At 65.7% G+C, this 16,980-nt stretch carries 14 protein-coding genes; 7 read left to right on the top strand and 7 right to left on the bottom strand.

Going from position 1 to position 16,980, the window contains the following annotated elements:
• Nucleotides 1-23 precede the first annotated feature (23 nt).
• The 5 genes from ABT392_RS14045 to ABT392_RS14065 all read right to left on the bottom strand — a co-directional run bounded on the left by ABT392_RS14045 (nt 24) and on the right by ABT392_RS14065 (nt 3,892).
• Entirely contained in the window at nt 24-2,309 is a 2,286-nt protein-coding gene (locus tag ABT392_RS14045; protein WP_334276460.1) for a methyl-accepting chemotaxis protein, read from the bottom strand.
• 36 nt (nt 2,310-2,345) lie between these two features.
• Nucleotides 2,346-2,867, bottom strand: coding sequence for a chemotaxis protein CheW (locus ABT392_RS14050; RefSeq protein ID WP_334276461.1), 522 nt, complete (start codon nt 2,865-2,867; stop codon nt 2,346-2,348).
• Between the two features lie 4 nt (nt 2,868-2,871).
• Entirely contained in the window at nt 2,872-3,237 is a 366-nt protein-coding gene (locus tag ABT392_RS14055) for a response regulator (protein WP_334276462.1), read from the bottom strand.
• Nucleotides 3,238-3,264: 27 nt separating this feature from the next.
• Entirely contained in the window at nt 3,265-3,669 is a 405-nt protein-coding gene (locus ABT392_RS14060; protein ID WP_334276463.1) for a response regulator, read from the bottom strand.
• 70 nt (nt 3,670-3,739) lie between these two features.
• On the bottom strand, nt 3,740-3,892 hold the full coding sequence (locus tag ABT392_RS14065; protein ID WP_334276494.1) for a rubredoxin: 153 nt from the start codon (nt 3,890-3,892) through the stop codon (nt 3,740-3,742).
• A gap of 207 nt (nt 3,893-4,099) precedes the next feature.
• Here ABT392_RS14065 and thiD point away from each other — a divergent pair, with 207 nt between their 5' ends.
• The 4 genes from thiD to ABT392_RS14085 are packed head-to-tail and all read left to right on the top strand — an operon-like array spanning nt 4,100 to nt 8,333.
• Nucleotides 4,100-5,080 (top strand): bifunctional hydroxymethylpyrimidine kinase/phosphomethylpyrimidine kinase, encoded by a 981-nt coding sequence (gene thiD / locus ABT392_RS14070; protein ID WP_395385478.1) that lies wholly within the window; start codon nt 4,100-4,102, stop codon nt 5,078-5,080.
• An 11-nt stretch (nt 5,081-5,091) separates the two neighbouring features.
• Nucleotides 5,092-6,375, top strand: coding sequence for a glutamate-1-semialdehyde 2,1-aminomutase (gene hemL / locus ABT392_RS14075; protein ID WP_334276464.1), 1,284 nt, complete (start codon nt 5,092-5,094; stop codon nt 6,373-6,375).
• A gap of 19 nt (nt 6,376-6,394) precedes the next feature.
• Entirely contained in the window at nt 6,395-7,768 is a 1,374-nt protein-coding gene (gene mpl, locus ABT392_RS14080) for a UDP-N-acetylmuramate:L-alanyl-gamma-D-glutamyl-meso-diaminopimelate ligase (RefSeq protein WP_334276465.1), read from the top strand.
• Nucleotides 7,769-7,775: 7 nt separating this feature from the next.
• Nucleotides 7,776-8,333: a GNAT family N-acetyltransferase gene (locus ABT392_RS14085; protein ID WP_334276466.1), complete on the top strand. Its 558-nt coding sequence runs from the start codon at nt 7,776-7,778 to the stop codon at nt 8,331-8,333.
• 692 nt (nt 8,334-9,025) lie between these two features.
• Here ABT392_RS14085 and ABT392_RS14090 read toward each other — a convergent pair.
• A complete protein-coding gene (locus ABT392_RS14090) occupies nt 9,026-11,743 on the bottom strand; it encodes a zinc-dependent metalloprotease (RefSeq protein WP_334277985.1) in 2,718 nt (905 codons plus the stop codon).
• A 154-nt stretch (nt 11,744-11,897) separates the two neighbouring features.
• Here ABT392_RS14090 and ABT392_RS14095 point away from each other — a divergent pair, with 154 nt between their 5' ends.
• Together ABT392_RS14095 and fabG are read left to right on the top strand one after the other, a co-directional pair.
• Nucleotides 11,898-12,479: a YqiA/YcfP family alpha/beta fold hydrolase gene (locus ABT392_RS14095; protein ID WP_334277986.1), complete on the top strand. Its 582-nt coding sequence runs from the start codon at nt 11,898-11,900 to the stop codon at nt 12,477-12,479.
• Nucleotides 12,476-13,216 carry a 3-oxoacyl-ACP reductase FabG gene (gene fabG, locus ABT392_RS14100; protein ID WP_334277987.1) on the top strand — a complete coding sequence of 247 codons (741 nt, stop codon included), beginning with the start codon at nt 12,476-12,478 and terminating at the stop codon, nt 13,214-13,216. The genes ABT392_RS14095 and fabG overlap by 4 nt, the downstream gene beginning before the upstream one ends.
• On the opposite strand, the gene ABT392_RS14105 is transcribed toward fabG, so the two are convergent.
• Nucleotides 13,173-14,819 carry a phosphoethanolamine transferase gene (locus tag ABT392_RS14105; protein WP_334277988.1) on the bottom strand — a complete coding sequence of 549 codons (1,647 nt, stop codon included), beginning with the start codon at nt 14,817-14,819 and terminating at the stop codon, nt 13,173-13,175. The two genes, fabG and ABT392_RS14105, sit on opposite strands and share 44 nt — an antisense overlap.
• A gap of 127 nt (nt 14,820-14,946) precedes the next feature.
• On the opposite strand from ABT392_RS14105, the gene ABT392_RS14110 reads away from it, so the two are divergent.
• Entirely contained in the window at nt 14,947-16,980 is a 2,034-nt protein-coding gene (locus ABT392_RS14110) for a ribonuclease catalytic domain-containing protein (protein ID WP_334277989.1), read from the top strand.

Here is a 16,980-nt window from a genome sequence, read left to right on the forward strand (position 1 = left end):
TCGCTGTTTGTGCGGGTCAGGCTTCAGCCGACCTTGAAGCGGGACACCGATTGACGCAGCGCTTCCGCAGATCGCGAGAGCTCATGCACCATCGAGGCCGTCGAGCGCGTGCCCTCGCCGGTCTGCTCGGTCACCGCAAAAATGTGCTGGATGTTAGACGCCACTTCGTTGGCCGACTGTGCTTCGCTCAGGGCCTGTTGCGAAATCTGCGCAATCAGCTCGTCCAGGCGACGCGACACCTTGTCGATCTCTTCCAGTGCGTTGCCGGCCGCGTCAGACAGCTTGGTACCTTCGACCACACCGACCGTGGAGCGCTCCATGGCCGCCACGGCGTCGTGGGTGTCGGTCTGAATGGTCTTGACCAGCACCGAGATTCGCCGCGTGGCGTCGCCCGAGCGCTCGGCGAGTCGCTGCACTTCTTCCGCCACCACCGAGAAGCCGCGACCGGCTTCACCCGCGGACGCCGCCTGAATGGCAGCGTTCAGGGCCAGCACGTTGGTCTGCTCGGTAATGTCCGAGATCAGCTCGGTAATTTCACCAATTTCCTGCGAGGACTCGCCCAGGCGCTTGATGCGCTTGGAAGTCTCCTGGATGTGGTCGCGGATCTGGTTCATACCGGCGATGTTGTTCTGCATCGCCTGCAGGCCCTGCTCGGCCGCCTGACGCGACTGGCGCGCGACCTCGGCGGTCTGCTGCGCCTGGCCCGACACCTCGTTGATTCGACCCGCCATCTGCAGCACGGCCTCGCCGGTGGCGCGAATCTCGTGCAGCTGTTCGGTGGAGGCAGCGAGCAGCTCGGTGGAGGTCTGGTCGACCTGGCCGGTCGTTTCCGTCACCCGTGCGGCCGTGCCCTGCACCTGGGTCACCAGGTTGCGCAGCTCTTCCACCGTGTAGTTCACGGAGTCGGCAATGGCGCCAGTGATGTCTTCCGTCACCGTGGCCTGCTGCGTCAGGTCGCCTTCAGCAACCGCTTGCAGTTCGTTCATCAAACGCAGAATGGCGGCCTGGTTGGCGTCGTTCACGCGCTTGGCTTCGGCCTGCTCCGCCTCGGCCTGCGCCTTCTGTTCTTCAGCCATCGTGGCGCGCGACTTCTGGTCAGCCACATAGAGGCGCAGGAAGCCGAGCGCACCGACCACCATGGCGCTCAGCGAGCCCAGCAGCAGCAGCAGCTGCCAGAACTTCACGCCGCCGCTGGATTCGATCTGCTGGGCAATGCCGTCCAGGCCTTTGCGCAGCGGTTCGCTGTCGGTCAGGATGGCGGTCTGCGCATCGCGGGCCGTCACCAGGCCCTGCAGATTGGACAGGATGGCGGCAGCCTGAATGCGCGTATCTTCATACTGCTTCAAGAGCGTGTTCAGTCGCTCTTTCAGCTGCGCATCGCGAGCGCCCGGCAGACGCAGCGAGGGGCTGCCCGAAATCAGGCCCTGCGTGATTTCACGGAAGGCATTCAAGTCCTTGCCGAGCAGGAACACCGCCTCAGGGCTCACGCCTTCGGGCGTCAGGAATTCGTTGGCGCTCTTGCCGATACGCTGGGTCAGCATCACCAGTTGGCCGACCGCGGAAATTTCCGCAGGCGAGGCATTGGCCTGCAGCGCTTGCGAGGCTGCGGCTTCGGCGCTTTCCAGCAAGTCCGACGACTGGCGGTTGATCGCGCGCAGTGCCGTGCCCACCTGCGTGAGCACCTTTTCCTGGTCGATCACGAGGCGGCCGCTCTTTTCGGCGCGGGTGACCAGGGGCTGCAGCTTCTCGAGATCGGGCTGCAGCGAGGTCGGTGCAATGGCGATCTCGCCCTGGCCGGTGCGCAGGGCGCTGACCACACTGGTGATGGTCTGCACCGATTCACGCAGCTCGGTGAAGGCGCCGGGGCTGCCGATGATGGCCGAAGACACGGCCTTGGCCATGCGTTGCGACTGCATCATGGCCTGACCGGTGGCGCGCACCTGGGCGGCCGTCTTGTTGGCGCCGGCCACGATGAAGCTCACGCCGGCGGCGGTACCGATCAGGCCGAGGGCGACGGCTGCGGTCAGCGCGCGCTGGTTGCGTGCGCTGCTCTTCTTGACTGCCTCGGCGCGCTCGGCACCGATCACGGTGTCGCTCACGGCCGAGGTGCTGGCAAAGCTGCCGGTCTCGTTGAACTCGGGCGGCAACTGCTGCTCAGAGGGCACGGCCTCCGAAATGATGGAAGACTCCGGGCGGCTGCCGCTGTCCAGCGGCATATGGCCGGAAGGACTGAGCGTGTGATGCTCATCGTCCTGTTGCCCCTGCTGGTCGGTTTTGCCGAGGTTTTTGATCTTGTCCAGGAAGCTCATTACACCCTCTTGTTCAGCTTGGCGACGCAGCGCCGTTCAGACCACGATTCGAACAAAGCGCTCATTGCGAACCAGCGCTTCCAGATCCAGCACCTGCCAGCGCCGCCCATCGGCGTCCCGCATCAGGGCGCCGGCATAACGCGGCCGACTGGCCGGCAGCTCTTCGGTATCCGGCTGCAGTTGCTCATTGCCGCGCAGGCCCAGCAACTTGTCGACCTGCAGCGCGCAGTTCATGTGCAGATCGGCATTCAGGGTCACCAGGCGGGAGCCCGAGGCGGCCTGGCCGGCCTCGCGAAGACCCAGGAAGGCGGCCAGGTCGACCACCGTGAAGAGCCCGCCCCGGAGATTGGCCACGCCGGCCAGCCAGGGCTGGGCATAGGGCACGACCTTCATGGGTACGGGGGTAAAGATCTCGGCTGCCTGACCGAGCGAGAACAACAGCCCAACGCCGGCCGCCTCGACCGCCAGCCAGCTGGCGGTGGACGGCTGCTCGCGCGCCGCCTGCATGCGCTCGGCGAGCCGGTGCTGGAGTTCCTTCAGCGCTTCCTTGTTGGCCACGGTGTCAGCCCAAGGCCTTGATCTTGGCCAGCAACTCTTCCGCCTTGACCGGCTTGACCACGTAGTCGCTGGCACCCTGCCGGGTGGCCCAGACCTTGTCCGTCTCCTGGTTCTTGCTCGTGCACATGATCACCGGCACATCGGTGAAGCGCTCGTCACGGGTAATGGCGCGGGTCAGCTGGAAGCCGTTCTGGCCTGGCATCACCACGTCCATCAGGATCAGGTCGGGCTTTTCTTCGGACAGGCGCGCAAAGGCCTCTTCGCCGTTCTCGGCCGTGCGCACCGCAAAGCCGCGCTTCACCAGCATCTCGCTGAGGTAGTGCAGCTCGGTCTTGGAATCGTCGACAAGCAGGATCTTCTGGATAGGCATCTGGTTCTCCTCGGTGCCTGGGTCGCTTTAGGCAGCAGCCGGGCGATGCAGCTGCACGGCTTGCAGCAGCTGGTCTTTGGTGAAGGGCTTGGTCAGGTAGTCTTGCGACCCGACCATGCGGCCGCGCGCCTTGTCGAACAGGCCGTCCTTGCTGGACAGCATGATCACCGGCACGGCGGCGAAATGCGGATTGCGCTTGATGATGGCGCAGGTCTGGTAGCCATCGAGCCGCGGCATCAGGATGTCGCAGAACACCAGGTCGGGGTGGTAGTCGCTCAGCTTGGACAGCGCATCAAAGCCGTCTTCGGCGAGCACGACTTCGTGGCCACCCTGCTTCAGAAAGATCTCGGCGCTGCGGCGGATCGTGTTGCTGTCGTCAATGACCAGCACCTTGACGCTCGCGGGCGCGCCTTCAGGAGCAGAAACATCCAAGCTGGGTCTCCTCGACATCTAGGGGCTTCAGCCCGGGAACGGAGCGCTGATCAAGCAATCAATCGATAGATCAGATACGCACCATCTCGAAGTCTTCCTTGCGGGCGCCGCATTCGGGACAGGTCCAGTTCATGTCCACATCGGCCCAGGCGGTACCGGCAGCGATGCCATGTTCTGGATCACCGGCGGCCTCGTCATAAATCCAGCCGCAGATCAGGCACATCCAGGTACTAGGTTCGCTCACGATAGCTTTGTCAGGTCACTACAATGCCAAAGATTGTAGCCACGCCTGTCGGGCCGTTTATAGAGAGAGAAAGCCCGCATGTGACGCTTCAGGGGGCCGTGCATTTTTACCGGCAAACTGATCCCAACGTGGCGAAAAAGCCGCCTGCGGCCAGCCGCTCAACAGCCATCCAACCAGCGCCGCACCATGAGCAAAACCGAAATCCCCGCCGGCGCCGAATCTGCGCTGCCAGCGGAGCAGGAGGCCCAATCGCCCGCCTGCGTCATGTCCTTCAATGCCAGCGAGCCCAGCGGCGCCAGCGGTCTGGCCTGCGATATTGCCACCATTGCCGCCATGGGCGCGCATTGCTTGCCCGTGGTTACAGCAGTGTTGCTGCGAGACACCGCCGAGGTCTTTGACCAGCAGGTACTGGACAGCGACACCATCGTGGAGCAAGCCCGCAGCATCCTCGAAGACATCACCATCAGTGCCTGGAAGGTCGGCTTCCTGGGCAGCGCCGAGGGCGTCAGCGCCGTGGCCGAGGTGCTCAGCGACTACCCGGACGTGCCCCTGGTGGCCTATCTGCCGGCCATTTCCTGGCTGGATGAAGAGCAGCAGCAAAGCTATCTGGACGCCTTTCGCGAACTGGTGCTGCCGCAGACCTCGGTGCTGGTGGGCAACCACAAGACCCTGACCGACTTCCTGCTGCCCGACTGGGACAGCGAGCGCCCGGCCTCGGCCCGCGAACTGGCCGTGGCCGCTGGCGAGCATGGCGCGACGCAGGTGCTGGTCACAGGCATCAGCCTGCCCAACCAGTTCGTCGACAACGTGCTGGCCAATCCGCAAGGTCCGATCACCGGTGAGAAGTTCGAGCGCTTCGAAGTCAACTTCGTCGGCGCGGGCGATACGCTGTCCAGCTCGCTGGCCGCGCTGATGGCCGTAGGCGCCGAGCCGCATGAGGCGGTGGGCGAGGCCCTGGCCTTCCTGGACCAGTCGCTGGACGCCGGCTTCCGGCCCGGCATGGGCAATGTGATTCCCGACCGCTTCTTCTGGGCCCTGCCGCCCGAGGGCGAGGAAGGCGAAGAGCTGGGCGAGAACCCACTCGCGATCGCGCTCCAGGCCCCGGAAGAGGATGAAGAAGAAACCCCGGCCGAGCCGACGACCCGCGCGCCGCGCCGCATGCACTGAAGATTTCCCATATGAGCAACCAATCGCTGTTTGAGCGCGCCCAGCGCGTGATCCCTGGCGGCGTGAATTCGCCCGTGCGTGCCTTCCGCGCTGTCGGCGGCACGCCTCGTTTCATCACGCGGGGCGACGGCGCCTATATCTATGACGCCGAAGGCCAGCGCTATATCGACTACATCGGCTCCTGGGGCCCGATGATCCTCGGCCATGGCCACCCGGCCGTGCTGGAGGCCGTGATTTCGGCCGCGCGCGAGGGTTTCAGCTACGGCGCGCCGACCGAGCGCGAGATCGAGCTGGCCGAAGAGATCATCAAGCTGGTGCCCAGCATCGAGCAGGTGCGCCTCGTGTCTTCAGGTACGGAAGCGACGATGAGCGCGATCCGCCTGGCGCGCGGCGCCACTGGCCGCAGCAAGTTCATCAAGTTCGAGGGCTGCTATCACGGCCACACCGACGCGCTGCTGGTCAAGGCCGGCTCGGGCCTGGCCACCTTCGGCCACCCGACCAGCGCCGGTGTGCCGGAGGAGGTGGCCCAGCACACGCTCGTGCTCGAGTACAACAACCTGCAGCAGCTCGAGGAAGCCTTCCAGCTGCATGGCAAGGAACTGGCCTGCGTGATCATCGAGCCGATTGCCGGCAACATGAACTTCGTGCGCGCCGCCCTGCCCTTCGTCAAGCGGCTGCGCGAACTGTGCACCGAGTACGGCGCCCTGCTGGTGTTCGACGAGGTGATGACCGGCTTCCGCGTCGGCCTGCATTCCGCGCAAGGCCACTACGCCACACTCCTGCCGGGCTTCAAGCCCGATGTCTCGGTGTTCGGCAAGGTGATTGGCGGCGGCATGCCGCTGGCCGCCTTCGGCGCGAGCCGCGAAATCATGAAGCACCTGGCGCCGCTGGGTGGCGTGTATCAGGCCGGCACGCTTTCCGGCAACCCCGTGGCCACCGCCTGCGGCCTGGCCACGCTGCGCGAGATCCAGAAGCCCGGTTTCTTTGAAGCGCTGGCGACAAAGACGCAGTTCCTGGTCAATGGCCTGAAGCAGGTCGCCACCGAGAACGGCGTTCCCTTCAGCGTCGACAGCCAGGGCGGCATGTTCGGCTTCTTCCTGATGGATGAGCTGCCGCAAAACTACCAGACGGTGATGACGACCGACAAGGAACGCTTCAACAAGTTCTTCCACGGCATGCTGGATGCGGGCGTCTACCTGGCACCGGCGCTTTACGAAGCCGGCTTCGTCTCAGCCGCCCACAGCCAGGCCGACCTCGAAGCAACGCTGGCGGCTGCGCGCACTGCGCTGCGCTGATCTGCCGAGGCGCAAGAGCATGCATATCCACATCCTGGGCATCTGCGGCACCTTCATGGGCGGTCTGGCGGCACTGGCCCGCGAAGCCGGCCACAAGGTCACCGGCTGCGATGCCAATGTCTACCCGCCGATGTCCACGCAACTTCAAGCGCTGGGCATCGATCTCATCACCGGCTTTGGTGCCGAGCAGCTGGAGCTCAAGCCCGACCTGTTCGTGATCGGCAACGTGGTCACGCGCTCCAGCGAGGGCCGCTTCCCGCTGATGGAAGCCATCCTGGACGCCGGCCTGCCTTACACCAGCGGGCCGCAGTGGCTGGCCGAGCATGTCTTGCAAGGCCGCCACGTGCTGGCTGTGGCCGGCACGCATGGCAAGACCACGACCACCTCGATGCTGGCCTGGATTCTTGAGCATGCCGGCCTGAAGCCGGGCTTCCTGGTGGGCGGCGTGCCGGAGAATTTTGGCGTCTCGGCGCGTTTGGGCAGCGGTGCGCCTTTCGTCATTGAAGCGGACGAGTACGACACCGCCTTCTTCGACAAGCGCAGCAAGTTCGTGCACTACCGGCCACGCACCGCCATCCTGAACAACCTCGAGTTCGACCACGCCGACATCTTTGCCGACCTCGGCGCCATCGAGACGCAGTTCCATCACCTGGTGCGCACCGTGCCGGCCAGTGGTCGCCTGGTCGTCAATGCCCGCGAGGAAGCCCTCCAGCGCGTGCTGACCCGCGGCTGCTGGAGCGATGTGCAGCGCTTTGGTGGGCGCAAGGAAGAATCCGGCTCCCTGCGTGCCCGTGGCGAGCCGCAGGCCTTTGACGTGCTGCGCGGCAGCCTGAAGGTGGCGCGCGTCGAATGGGAATTGAGCGGCGAGCACAACCAGTTGAATGCGCTGGCAGCCATTGCCGCGGCCGAGCATCTGGGCGTGACGCCCGAGCGGTCAGCCGCCGCGCTGCGCGAGTTCAAGAACGTCAAGCGCCGCATGGAATTGCGCGGCGAAGCGGGCGGAGTCAAGGTCTACGACGACTTCGCCCACCACCCGACGGCCATCCGCACGACGGTGAACGGCCTGCGCCGCCGCATCGCGCCGCTCGAGCGCATCCTGGCCGTGTTCGAGCCGCGCTCCAACACCATGAAGCTCGGCACGATGAAGGCGCAGCTGCCCTGGGCACTGGAAGAGGCCGACCTGAGCTTCTGCAACCAGGACGGCTTGAGTTGGGATGCCGCGGAGGCGCTGCAGCCCCTGGGCGCGCAAGGCCTTGTCGGCGCCAACGCCGACGCGCTGGTGGCCATGGTCGTCAAGGCAGCCAAGCCGGGGGACCATGTGCTGTGCATGAGCAATGGCGGCTTTGCCGGCATCCATCAGAAACTGCTGGACGCATTGAGCAAGAAGGATTGAGCTCCAGATGATCCGCAGCGAACGCATCGGCCTGCGCCATGCCACCGAAGCCGACCTGGCCCTGATCGTCAAGATGTCGGCCGATCCGGCGGCGCGCGGCACCTTCCTGCCGGACCGCATGCGCGCGCCGTCCGAAGTCATCAAGCAGTTCGCCGAGACCGGCTTCTCGACCGACGATTACGAGATGCTGCTGATCTGCGACCTGCAGGGCGCTGAAGAACAAGTGATCGGCAACGTGGTGCATTTCCGCGCCCGCACCCGCTACACGACGGCGCGCGAAATCGGCTGGACCATCTTCGACCCGGCGCTGCGCGGCAAGGGCTATGCGAGCGAGGCCGCAAGCCGGTTGGTCGACTATCTCTTCGAGAACTTCCAGCAGGTCTACCGACTGGAGTGCACGGTGTCGGCCAACAACGCCCCTTCGCGCGGCGTGGCCGAGAAGCTGGGCTTCAAGCACGAGGCGCTGTCAAGGGGTCTGCTGTATGTGCAAGGCCAGCCGGTGGATGCGAACACGTTTGGGCTGATCAGGCCAGAGTGGGAACAGAGCAAATCAGCGGCACGCTGAACGGCTGATCCGCCGCACGTTGCGGCCGTTCGCTTCGCGCTTGCAGAGGTCGGGCGGTAGGCACAGGCTGGCCCCGCCACCGGGCTCATGGTGCGCGGGTTGGCCTCTCGGCCAACTCCCCTCGGTGCTCGCATCACGGGCCGGCGGCGCGCAACTCGCTCCACTCACTTCGTTCGTGCCGCTCAGACAGGGCGCGCCAAGTCAGTTGTTGAAGCGTGCTGCGCACGCCCGGCCCGCGCTGCTGCGCTCTCGGCCGCGCACAAATCGCCCGGCAGCGGGGCCAGCCTGTGCCCGTGCAGCGTTCGTGGCCTGCGAGCAAACACCCCCACGCGGCGCTGCGTTGCACGGTGACCCGGGCAGCTGCGCGGTGAATGCAAGGGGCCGAGCAGCACAGCGGCTCGGGGCAGCACGCGCAGCGTGCCTCAACGACTGACTTGGCACGCCCTGTCTGAGCGCATCGAACGAAGTGAGAGAAGCGAGTTGCTTGCCGCCCCGAGTTGCGAGCAGCGCAGGGGAGTCGGCCTGCAAGGCCGGCCCCCTTGCCTGAGCCGTGCGGCTGCCCGGGTTGCCGTGCAACGCTCTCCCGACGTGGCTTCGCGAGTGGCTGCAACGTGCCGAGAACAGTCGCGCACTTCACGACAACAAAAAGGCCCGCCGAAGCGGGCCTTCCTGTACCTACGTACTCAGCGCAATCAGCTGCGGCTCATCGTCGCCCGCAATGCCTCGCTCAGGCTGCTCAAGCTCTCAGCCAGGTGAGCACGACTCTCAACCGACAAGCCGCCCTTGGCCGAAGCTGCACGCAGCTCGCCCTGCAGTTGCGTGGCATGCAGGCGCATCAGGCTCAGCGCGTCCGGCGGCAGCGTGGCCGAGCCGCGCGTCAGCAGCGCTTGCACGCGCTTCAGATGCTCGCGTTGCAGGTTGCGGCGCATGCGGTCGATCTCGGCGCCGCTCTTCAGTTCCGACCAGATCGAGTTCTGCAGCGTCAGGTAGACCTCGCTCAGCGAGATCAGGCCGCGGCGCTTGGCTTCGGGCAGGTAGCTGGGCATGTCCAGCAGGCGCGTGGCCGTGTTGGTGGCCAGCAGGCGGTCCATCGCGCCGGTCTGGATGCGGGCCACGGCAGCCGGAATGTTCAGCGGCACGCCACGATCACCCTCGTTGTAGTCCAGGGTCAGCGAGGACAGGAACTCGGGGCGGAACTTGAACGAATCGACACTGAACAAGCCGGTCGACAGGAACTGCAGGGCCTCGCGCTGCTTGGCCGGATCCACCGGCGTGAAGCTGGCCCGGCCGGTTGAGCCCGGCAGGTCGCGCACGGCATGCATGCCGCCGACGTACTTGCCCACCAGCTCGGCTGCACGGCCCAGCTGCGAGAAGCCGGCCATCAGCGAACGGCGCTGGCGCAGCGGATCATCACCCGCCTGCGGCTTGCGGTCCTGCACGCGGGCCCACAGCTCTTGCGAGAGCTTGAAGCGCTTCTTGTAGTAAGCCAGCGGATCGTCGCCCAGGTCAAAGCGGTTGGCCATCGGGTCCATGCCGTCGTAAGCGCCGAAACCACCGGCGTCCTGGTCGTCGGCATAGGCCAGTTGCGGCTCGGTGCTGCGCGCTGCGATCTTGGCCAGCTCGGCCGCCTCTTGCGCCTTGGCTATGGGCTTGTAGGCGTACTCGATGGCCCAGTAGTCGTAGGGGCCCAGCGTGTGCGGGTTGTAGGCGGCCTGTGCCTCGCCCTTCAAGGCCAGGTTGACGGCGTTGTAGTCCATCACCGAACCCGAGATCGGGTTCGCGTCGGTCCAGGCCTTGTCCTTCAATTGCGCCTGCGTGACCGTGGTCGAGGCCTTGAAGTTGTGCTTCAGGCCCAGGGTGTGACCGACCTCGTGCATGATCGTGTCCTTGATGACCGACTGCACATAGGCTTCGGCCTCAGGGCTGTCCGGCGCGATGTCGCCACGGGCTTCCAGCACGTCCAGCGCGAAGCTCATGTCGGCAGCCGCTTCATGCGCATAGTTGCAGAACGCAGCTTCATCGTGGCTGTGACCGATGCGGGCCAAGGGTGCATCAGCGCTCTTGCCGATGTCTTCGGCAATCAGGCGGCGCGAGCCGCGCGAGAACACATCGCTCATGCCGATGTCGGCATCGAGGATTTCGCCGGTGCGCGGGTCGGTGTTGCTGGGGCCGATGGCAAAGCCGACGTCGGCGCCGACGAACCAGCGAATCGAGGCGTGCCCCGCATCCATATTGTCCCAATCGGCGTCGTCAGGCTGCTGCTTGGCGAGCACGGCATTCTTGAAGCCGATCTTCTCGAAGGCCTTGTTCCATTCCGTGATGCCGGCCTCGACCGAGGCGCGGTACTTGGCCGGAATGTTCTTGTCCATCCAGTAGACGATGGGCTTGACCGGCTCGGACAAGGCCGCCGCCGGGTCCTTCTTCTCCAGGCGCCAGCGGTGGATGTAGTGCACGCGGTTGGCGGCCTTCATGTCGCCGCCGAGGTCGGTGAAGCTCTCCGAGAAATGCCCCAGGCGCGGGTCGGCCGCGCGGGTGCTCATCAGTTGCTCGGGCAGGGCCGCGAAGCTGTAGACGAAGCTGACGAACATGCTGCGCGGATCGGGCGTGGCGCGCGGCGGTGTGGGCGCCGGGACTGGCGACGGCATCAAGGGCGGTGCGGGGATGCGTGCAGTGGCGAAGTGCATGCGCGCCGTCAGCGTGGTCAGCTCCTTCTCGGCACGAGTGGAGTCGAACGAGGAATTGGCGCGGTCCAGCGCGAACGGCAGCCGGTAGGCCATCTCGAGGTTGGTCGAGTAGCCGGCGATGTCGGCAAACAGGAAGCCGGCATCGATCAGCACCGACTTGCGCGTCGGATGCTCGGCGCTGGCCACGGCTGCCGAAGCGATCAGGCTGGGCGAGAAAGCCTGCTCGATGGCGCGGGCCGAGCCCTGGTCGGAGACGGCGCGGAACTTGGTGTTCGGTGCGATCAGCTGGATCTGGTTGCCCACCCGGCGGAACTCGATCATCCAGTCGCCGGCCATCTGGCTGGCGTAGAGGCCACGCTCGCCCACGGCATTGGCAACATTGACGGTGAACAGCACCGGTTTGCCGAGCATGGCCTTGGGCACTTCGAGCCAGACCTTCTCGTCCTTGCGCCAGATCGGGAACAGGCCGTCCTGCTGCTTGGCTTCCTTGATCACGTCAGCGAAGGGCTTCGGTGCCGTCGGATCAGCTGGCGGGCGCGGCATCGCGGCAGCGGGCGCGGCACCCGAAGCGGCCGGTGCGGCGGCAGTGGCCACAGCCGGCGCCACAGCGGGCGTTGCGGCTGCGGTCGGTGCAGTGGTCGGCGCCGTGGTGGCACAGGCGCTCAGCAGGGCCACGGCTGCAGCGACGGCAGACAGGCTCAGGGGCGAGGCAGACGAAAGCTTCATTCGATCAATCCTTCGGTTCAAGACTGGAAATCCGGCGGGCATGCAAGGCCCGGGCGAAAACCCGCAACTCTCGCTGCGCCGCCGCCTGCCGTCAATCGAGGACAACGTGGCCCGCACCCGGAAATCCTTGCTTCGTCGCATAGACTCGACCGCCATGCGCGCCACCCACCTGCTCTACCTGCACGGCTTTCGCTCTTCCCCGGCTTCGGCCAAGGCGCTGCGCATGGCGGCCTGGGTGGCCGAGCACCGTCCTGAGCTCAAGTTCGCCTGCCCGCAGCTGCCACCCTCGCCCCGCGAAGCCATGGCACTGGCAGCGGAGCTGACCGGGCATTGGCCCGCCGAGTCCATGGCCGTGATGGGCAGCTCGCTCGGCGGCTTCTATGCCACGGCGGTGGCCCAGGCGCGTGGCTGCCGTGCGGTGCTCCTGAATCCGGCGGTGGACCCCGCCCGCGACCTGGCTGCCTACATTGGTGAGCAGACCTGCTGGCAGAACCCCGACGAGCGCTTCTTCTTCCGGCCGGAATTCGTCGCTGAACTGCGCGCACTGGCAGTAGGCGAGCTGGCCCATCCCGAGCGCCTGATGGCCGTGATCGCCAAGGGCGACGAGGTGCTGGACTGGCGCGAGATGCACGCCCGCTATTCAGATTGCCGCATCAAGCTGCTGGAAGGCAGCGACCATGGGCTGGCAGACTTCGACGACTACCTCCACGAACTGACGGAGTTTCTTCAGCTATGAGACTCAAGAACAAGGTCTGCATCATCACCGGCGCGGCGCAAGGCATAGGCCTGGCGACCGCCTTGAAATTCGCCCAGGAAGGCGCGACGGTTGTCGTTTGCGACCTGAAGCCCGAGGGCGTGGAAGCGGCCGTGATGGCCTGCCAGAAGCTGGGCGCCACCGCCCGCGGCCACACGGTCGACGTGACCGACCGCGTGTCGGTTGATTTGATGGTGGCCGCCGTGCTGGAGGACTTCGGCCGCATCGACGTGCTGGTCAACAACGCCGGCATCACCAAGGACGCAAGGCTGCAGAAGATGACGCTGGCCCAGTTCGACGCGGTGATCGACGTCAATCTGCGCGGCGTCTTCCATTGCGCCCAGGCCGTGGCCGACACCATGGTGGCACAAGGCGCAGGCGTGATCCTGAACGCCAGCTCGGTCGTCGGCATCTACGGCAATTTCGGCCAGACCAACTATGCCGCCGCCAAGTTCGGCGTGATCGGCTTCACCAAGACCTGGAGCCGCGAACTCGGGCCCAAGGGCGTGCGAGTCAATGCGGTGGCGCCGGGCTTCATCGAGACGCCCATCCTCGGCACGATTCCGCAGAAGGTCATCGATGAGATGCAGGCCCATGTGCCGCTGCGCCGCCTGGGCAAGCCTGAAGAGATCGCCAATGTCTACGCGTTCCTGGCCAGCGACGAGGCCAGCTACGTCAATGGCGCGGTGCTGGAGGTGTCGGGCGGGATGACGGTCTGAGCGCCGTCGGCGCCGGGCAGACCTCCTCATAAGTCGTTGCCTCACCGGGGCGAAACACGGTCAGCGGCCTCGCCTGCTCCTTGAAACCGGTGGAGGCAAGGCTGCGGCCGGCCGTTCGTCCAACCCAGTCAATGCCCGCGATCTCCAGCGTCGTCGCGAACAGGTCGCGATGGCTGACCGGCTTCTCGGCATTGCTCCTCAGTGCTGCCACGATTTCGCCTCGCTGCTCGCGGTAGGCAGGGTTGGCCCAGACGATCAGGGGCACTTCCAGGTCTGGGCAACTCGCCTTCTGCCGTCCGTGCATGAACAGCTTGCCGCCCTCTTCGAAGAGGCTCTCGCCATGGTCGGAGGTGTAGATCAGCACGGCCGGCGCCGGAAGCAAGCCGAGTGTTTCGATCACCCGGCTGAGGAAAAGGTCCAGGGCCACGATGGTGTTGTCGTAGGAGTTGATCGTCGCCTCGCGGTGCTCATACCCGGGCTGCCCTGACACGCCGACATCGGTCAGCGTCGGACGGAAGCGGCGCGCATCAGCGGCATAGCGATCTTCATACGGAAAGTGGCTGCCCATCATATGCAGCACGACGAAGCGCCGCTCGCCACCCTGGCGAACAAAGGATTGGAAGGGCAGCAGCAGGCTCGCGTCCTTGCGGAAATGGAGTTCGGCGGCACTGGTCGAATGGTCCAGCACATCAGCGCCGCGACCGAGTTGGGATACCTCCTGGTTCGACAACCAGGCTGTCGTGAAGCCCGCCTCACGGAAAGTCTGCACCAGCGAGGCCCGGCCAGCCGGGCCATCCCAGCCCACGATCCGCGGGACCGCCCCTGCCGTCCATTGGGCAGTGGACACTGCATCGCTGAACGAGATCAGTTCATGCCGAAGCTGGTCCAGGCGCGGCGTGGTCTCTCTCGCATAGCCGTTGAGGCTCAGGTGATCGCGCCGGACGCTTTCGCCGATCACCAGGACGACGAGCATGGGCCCCGCCCGCTCACTTCGCCCTTGCACCGTGACCGTGGCCCGGTCGCTCTCGTCGCGCTCGATGCTGCGCTGCATAGACAAGGCCAGATTGACCGGGAAGGCAAGGCCCGCCGCCTGGGCGTCGAACAGGGGCGGCAGCTTGACGTGATGGGCCAGGTCCTGACGACCCAGCATACCCACCATGGCATAGAGCAGCACGCCAGCCAGCGTGGCCCGGCGCCAGCGCCAGCGGACGTCGTCACCAAGGCGGATGAGCAGGAGCAGATACAGGGCGAGGCAGACTGGTACCCAGAGCAGCTTCCATCCAAAAGAACTCACCATGATCCAGGAATCGCGCAGGCTGCTATGCAGCGCAGCCGACACCAACACATCGCCCGGCACGCTGCGGTAGTAGGCGCAGAGGTAGACGTAGACGGGGATCATGGGCACGACCGGCAGCCACAGCAGGAAGTAGGCGCGCAGCCGCTGCATCAGGCACAGCGGCGCCATCAGTACGACCAGGCTCAAGAGCAGCGCGGCCAGCGACTCGCCAGCGTCCAGCCCCTGCGCAAGCAAGGGAGTCAGCAGGCCAGGAGACCAAAGTAGAAGGCCCAGCAGCAAGACCTTGAGTCGATCAGTGGACCGCATCGATCGTTTGAGAGAGAGGGAAGTGGTGATGGGCGCCCGCATGATAGCCAGTGGCTAGGCAGCCGGCACAAGCCCTGACCCGGCGCTGCCCGAACCGGGCACGCGCATCGGCGACAATGCCCGCCATATGTTCGCCCTGTTCGATGAAGCCGGAAAATTCCTCGCCGGCCGCGTGATGTCCGAAGCCGACAGCTCCATGCAAGTGGAGCTGGACTCGGGCAAGCGCGTCAAAGTAAAGGCAGCCAATGTGCTGCTCAAGTTCGACAAGCCCGCCCCCGCCGAGCTGATCGCCGAGGGTCAGCGCCTGGCCCAGGAGATCGACCTGGACCTGGCCTGGGAATTCGCGCCCGAGACCGAGTTCGGCTTTGCCGAGCTGGCACGCGACTATTTCGATGCCAAGGCTGGTATCGCGCACCAGGCGGCCGCCCTCTTCCGCCTGTTTGAGGCGCCGCACTACTTCCGCCGCGCCGGCAAGGGCCAGTTCAAGAAGGCCCCGGAAGAGATCGTCAAGGCCGCCTTGCTCGGCATCGAGCGCAAGAAACAGCAGGCCTTGCAGATCGAGGCCTGGGCTACCGAGCTCGCGGCCGGCAACTGCCCGGCGGCCATCAAGGATCAGATCTACAAGATTCTCTTCAAGCCCGACAAGAACGGCCCCGAGTACAAGGCCGTGGTCGAGGCCACCAAGCTGGCGCACAAGGCACCGTTGGACCTGCTGAAAGACGCGGGTGCGATCACCAGCGCCTACCAGTTCCACTGGAAGCGCTTCCTGTTCGACAACTTCCCCAAGGGCACCGGCTTCCCGGCGCTCACTGCGCCCGAGATCAAGGACGAGCTACCGCTGGCCCCGGTCGCCGCCTTCTCGGTCGACGATTCGGCCACAACCGAGATCGACGATGCGCTGTCGGTGCAGGGCCTGGGCACCGGTACCGTGATCTTCGGCGTGCACATCGCCGCGCCTGGCCTGGCAATCCAGCCGGACTCAGCTGTCGACAAGGTGGCGCGAGACCGCTACTCCACCGTCTACATGCCCGGCTGGAAGCTGACCATGCTGCCGGACGAGGTGGTGCAGGTCTACACGCTGACCGAAGGGCGCGACTGCCCGGCCGTGTCGCTCTACGTCACGATGGACGAGGCCACGCTCGCGGTGAAGGCCAGCGAGACCAAGCTCGAGCGCGTGCCGATCAAGAGCAATCTGCGCCACGACAAGCTGGACGACGTGATCACCGAGGCCACGCTCAGCGGCGCCGAGCCGGCCACGTATGAATTCGCGCCGGAGCTGGCCTTTGCCTTCCGGCTTGCCAAGCATCTGAAGGCAGAGCGCGAAGTCGTGCGCGGCAAGCCCGAAACCTTCAACCGGCCGGACTACAACTTCCGCCTGAGCTCGGGCGGTGAGCGTGAGCCTGATGGCACGGAAGAAGTCAGCATCAGCACGCGCGCCCGCGGCACGGCGCTGGACCTGATCGTGGCCGAGGCCATGATCCTCGCGAACTCGACCTGGGGCGGCTGGCTCAACGAACTGGGCCTGCCCGGCATCTACCGCAGCCAGGCCAGCCTCGCGCCCGGCATCAAGGTGCGCATGGGTACCAAGGCCCTGCCGCACGCCGGCATGGGCGTGGCACAGTACACCTGGGCCACGTCGCCGCTGCGCCGCTATGTAGACCTGGTCAACCAGTGGCAGATCATTGCCTGCGCCAGGCATGGCCGCACCGCCGCCTTGGTGGCGCCATTCAAGCCCAAGGATGCGCAGCTCTTCTCCATCATTTCGGGCTTCGATGCAGCGTACAGCGCCTACAACGGCTTCCAGTCGGCCATCGAGCGCTACTGGACGCTGCGCCACCTTGCGCAGGCCGGCATCACCGAATTGTCAGCCGCCGTGATGAAGGACGGCCTGGTGCGCGCCGACGATCTGCCCCTCGTCTTCAAGGCCCTGGGCTGCGAGCCGCTGCCGCGCGGCACGCACGTCAAGGTGCGCATCACCGGCGTCGATGAGATGACGCTGGACGTGCATGCCAACCTGGTCGAGCGTCTGGATGAAGCACCTGCCGCCGCCAGCGCCGAGGAAGCAGAAGCCGAGGACGACGAGGTCGAAGCCAGCGGCCCGCTGACGCTGGCCATCGATGTCAACGCCGACGAGGCACCCGCCGAGGGCAGCACCGCCTGA

The organism is Paucibacter sp. JuS9, assembly GCF_044043925.2.
In the GTDB taxonomy this organism is placed as follows: domain Bacteria; phylum Pseudomonadota; class Gammaproteobacteria; order Burkholderiales; family Burkholderiaceae_C; genus JAUASW01.

Coding starts and splice junctions, on each gene's coding strand:
- ABT392_RS14045 (WP_334276460.1), bottom strand. CDS start 2,309: ATGAGCTTCCTGGACAAGATCAAAAACCTCGGCAAAACCGACCAGCAG.
- ABT392_RS14055 (WP_334276462.1), bottom strand. CDS start 3,237: ATGCCTATCCAGAAGATCCTGCTTGTCGACGATTCCAAGACCGAGCTG.
- ABT392_RS14065 (WP_334276494.1), bottom strand. CDS start 3,892: ATGTGCCTGATCTGCGGCTGGATTTATGACGAGGCCGCCGGTGATCCA.
- thiD (WP_395385478.1), top strand. CDS start 4,100: ATGAGCAAAACCGAAATCCCCGCCGGCGCCGAATCTGCGCTGCCAGCG.
- hemL (WP_334276464.1), top strand. CDS start 5,092: ATGAGCAACCAATCGCTGTTTGAGCGCGCCCAGCGCGTGATCCCTGGC.
- mpl (WP_334276465.1), top strand. CDS start 6,395: ATGCATATCCACATCCTGGGCATCTGCGGCACCTTCATGGGCGGTCTG.
- ABT392_RS14085 (WP_334276466.1), top strand. CDS start 7,776: ATGATCCGCAGCGAACGCATCGGCCTGCGCCATGCCACCGAAGCCGAC.
- ABT392_RS14090 (WP_334277985.1), bottom strand. CDS start 11,743: ATGAAGCTTTCGTCTGCCTCGCCCCTGAGCCTGTCTGCCGTCGCTGCA.
- ABT392_RS14095 (WP_334277986.1), top strand. CDS start 11,898: ATGCGCGCCACCCACCTGCTCTACCTGCACGGCTTTCGCTCTTCCCCG.
- fabG (WP_334277987.1), top strand. CDS start 12,476: ATGAGACTCAAGAACAAGGTCTGCATCATCACCGGCGCGGCGCAAGGC.
- ABT392_RS14105 (WP_334277988.1), bottom strand. CDS start 14,819: ATGCGGTCCACTGATCGACTCAAGGTCTTGCTGCTGGGCCTTCTACTT.
- ABT392_RS14110 (WP_334277989.1), top strand. CDS start 14,947: ATGTTCGCCCTGTTCGATGAAGCCGGAAAATTCCTCGCCGGCCGCGTG.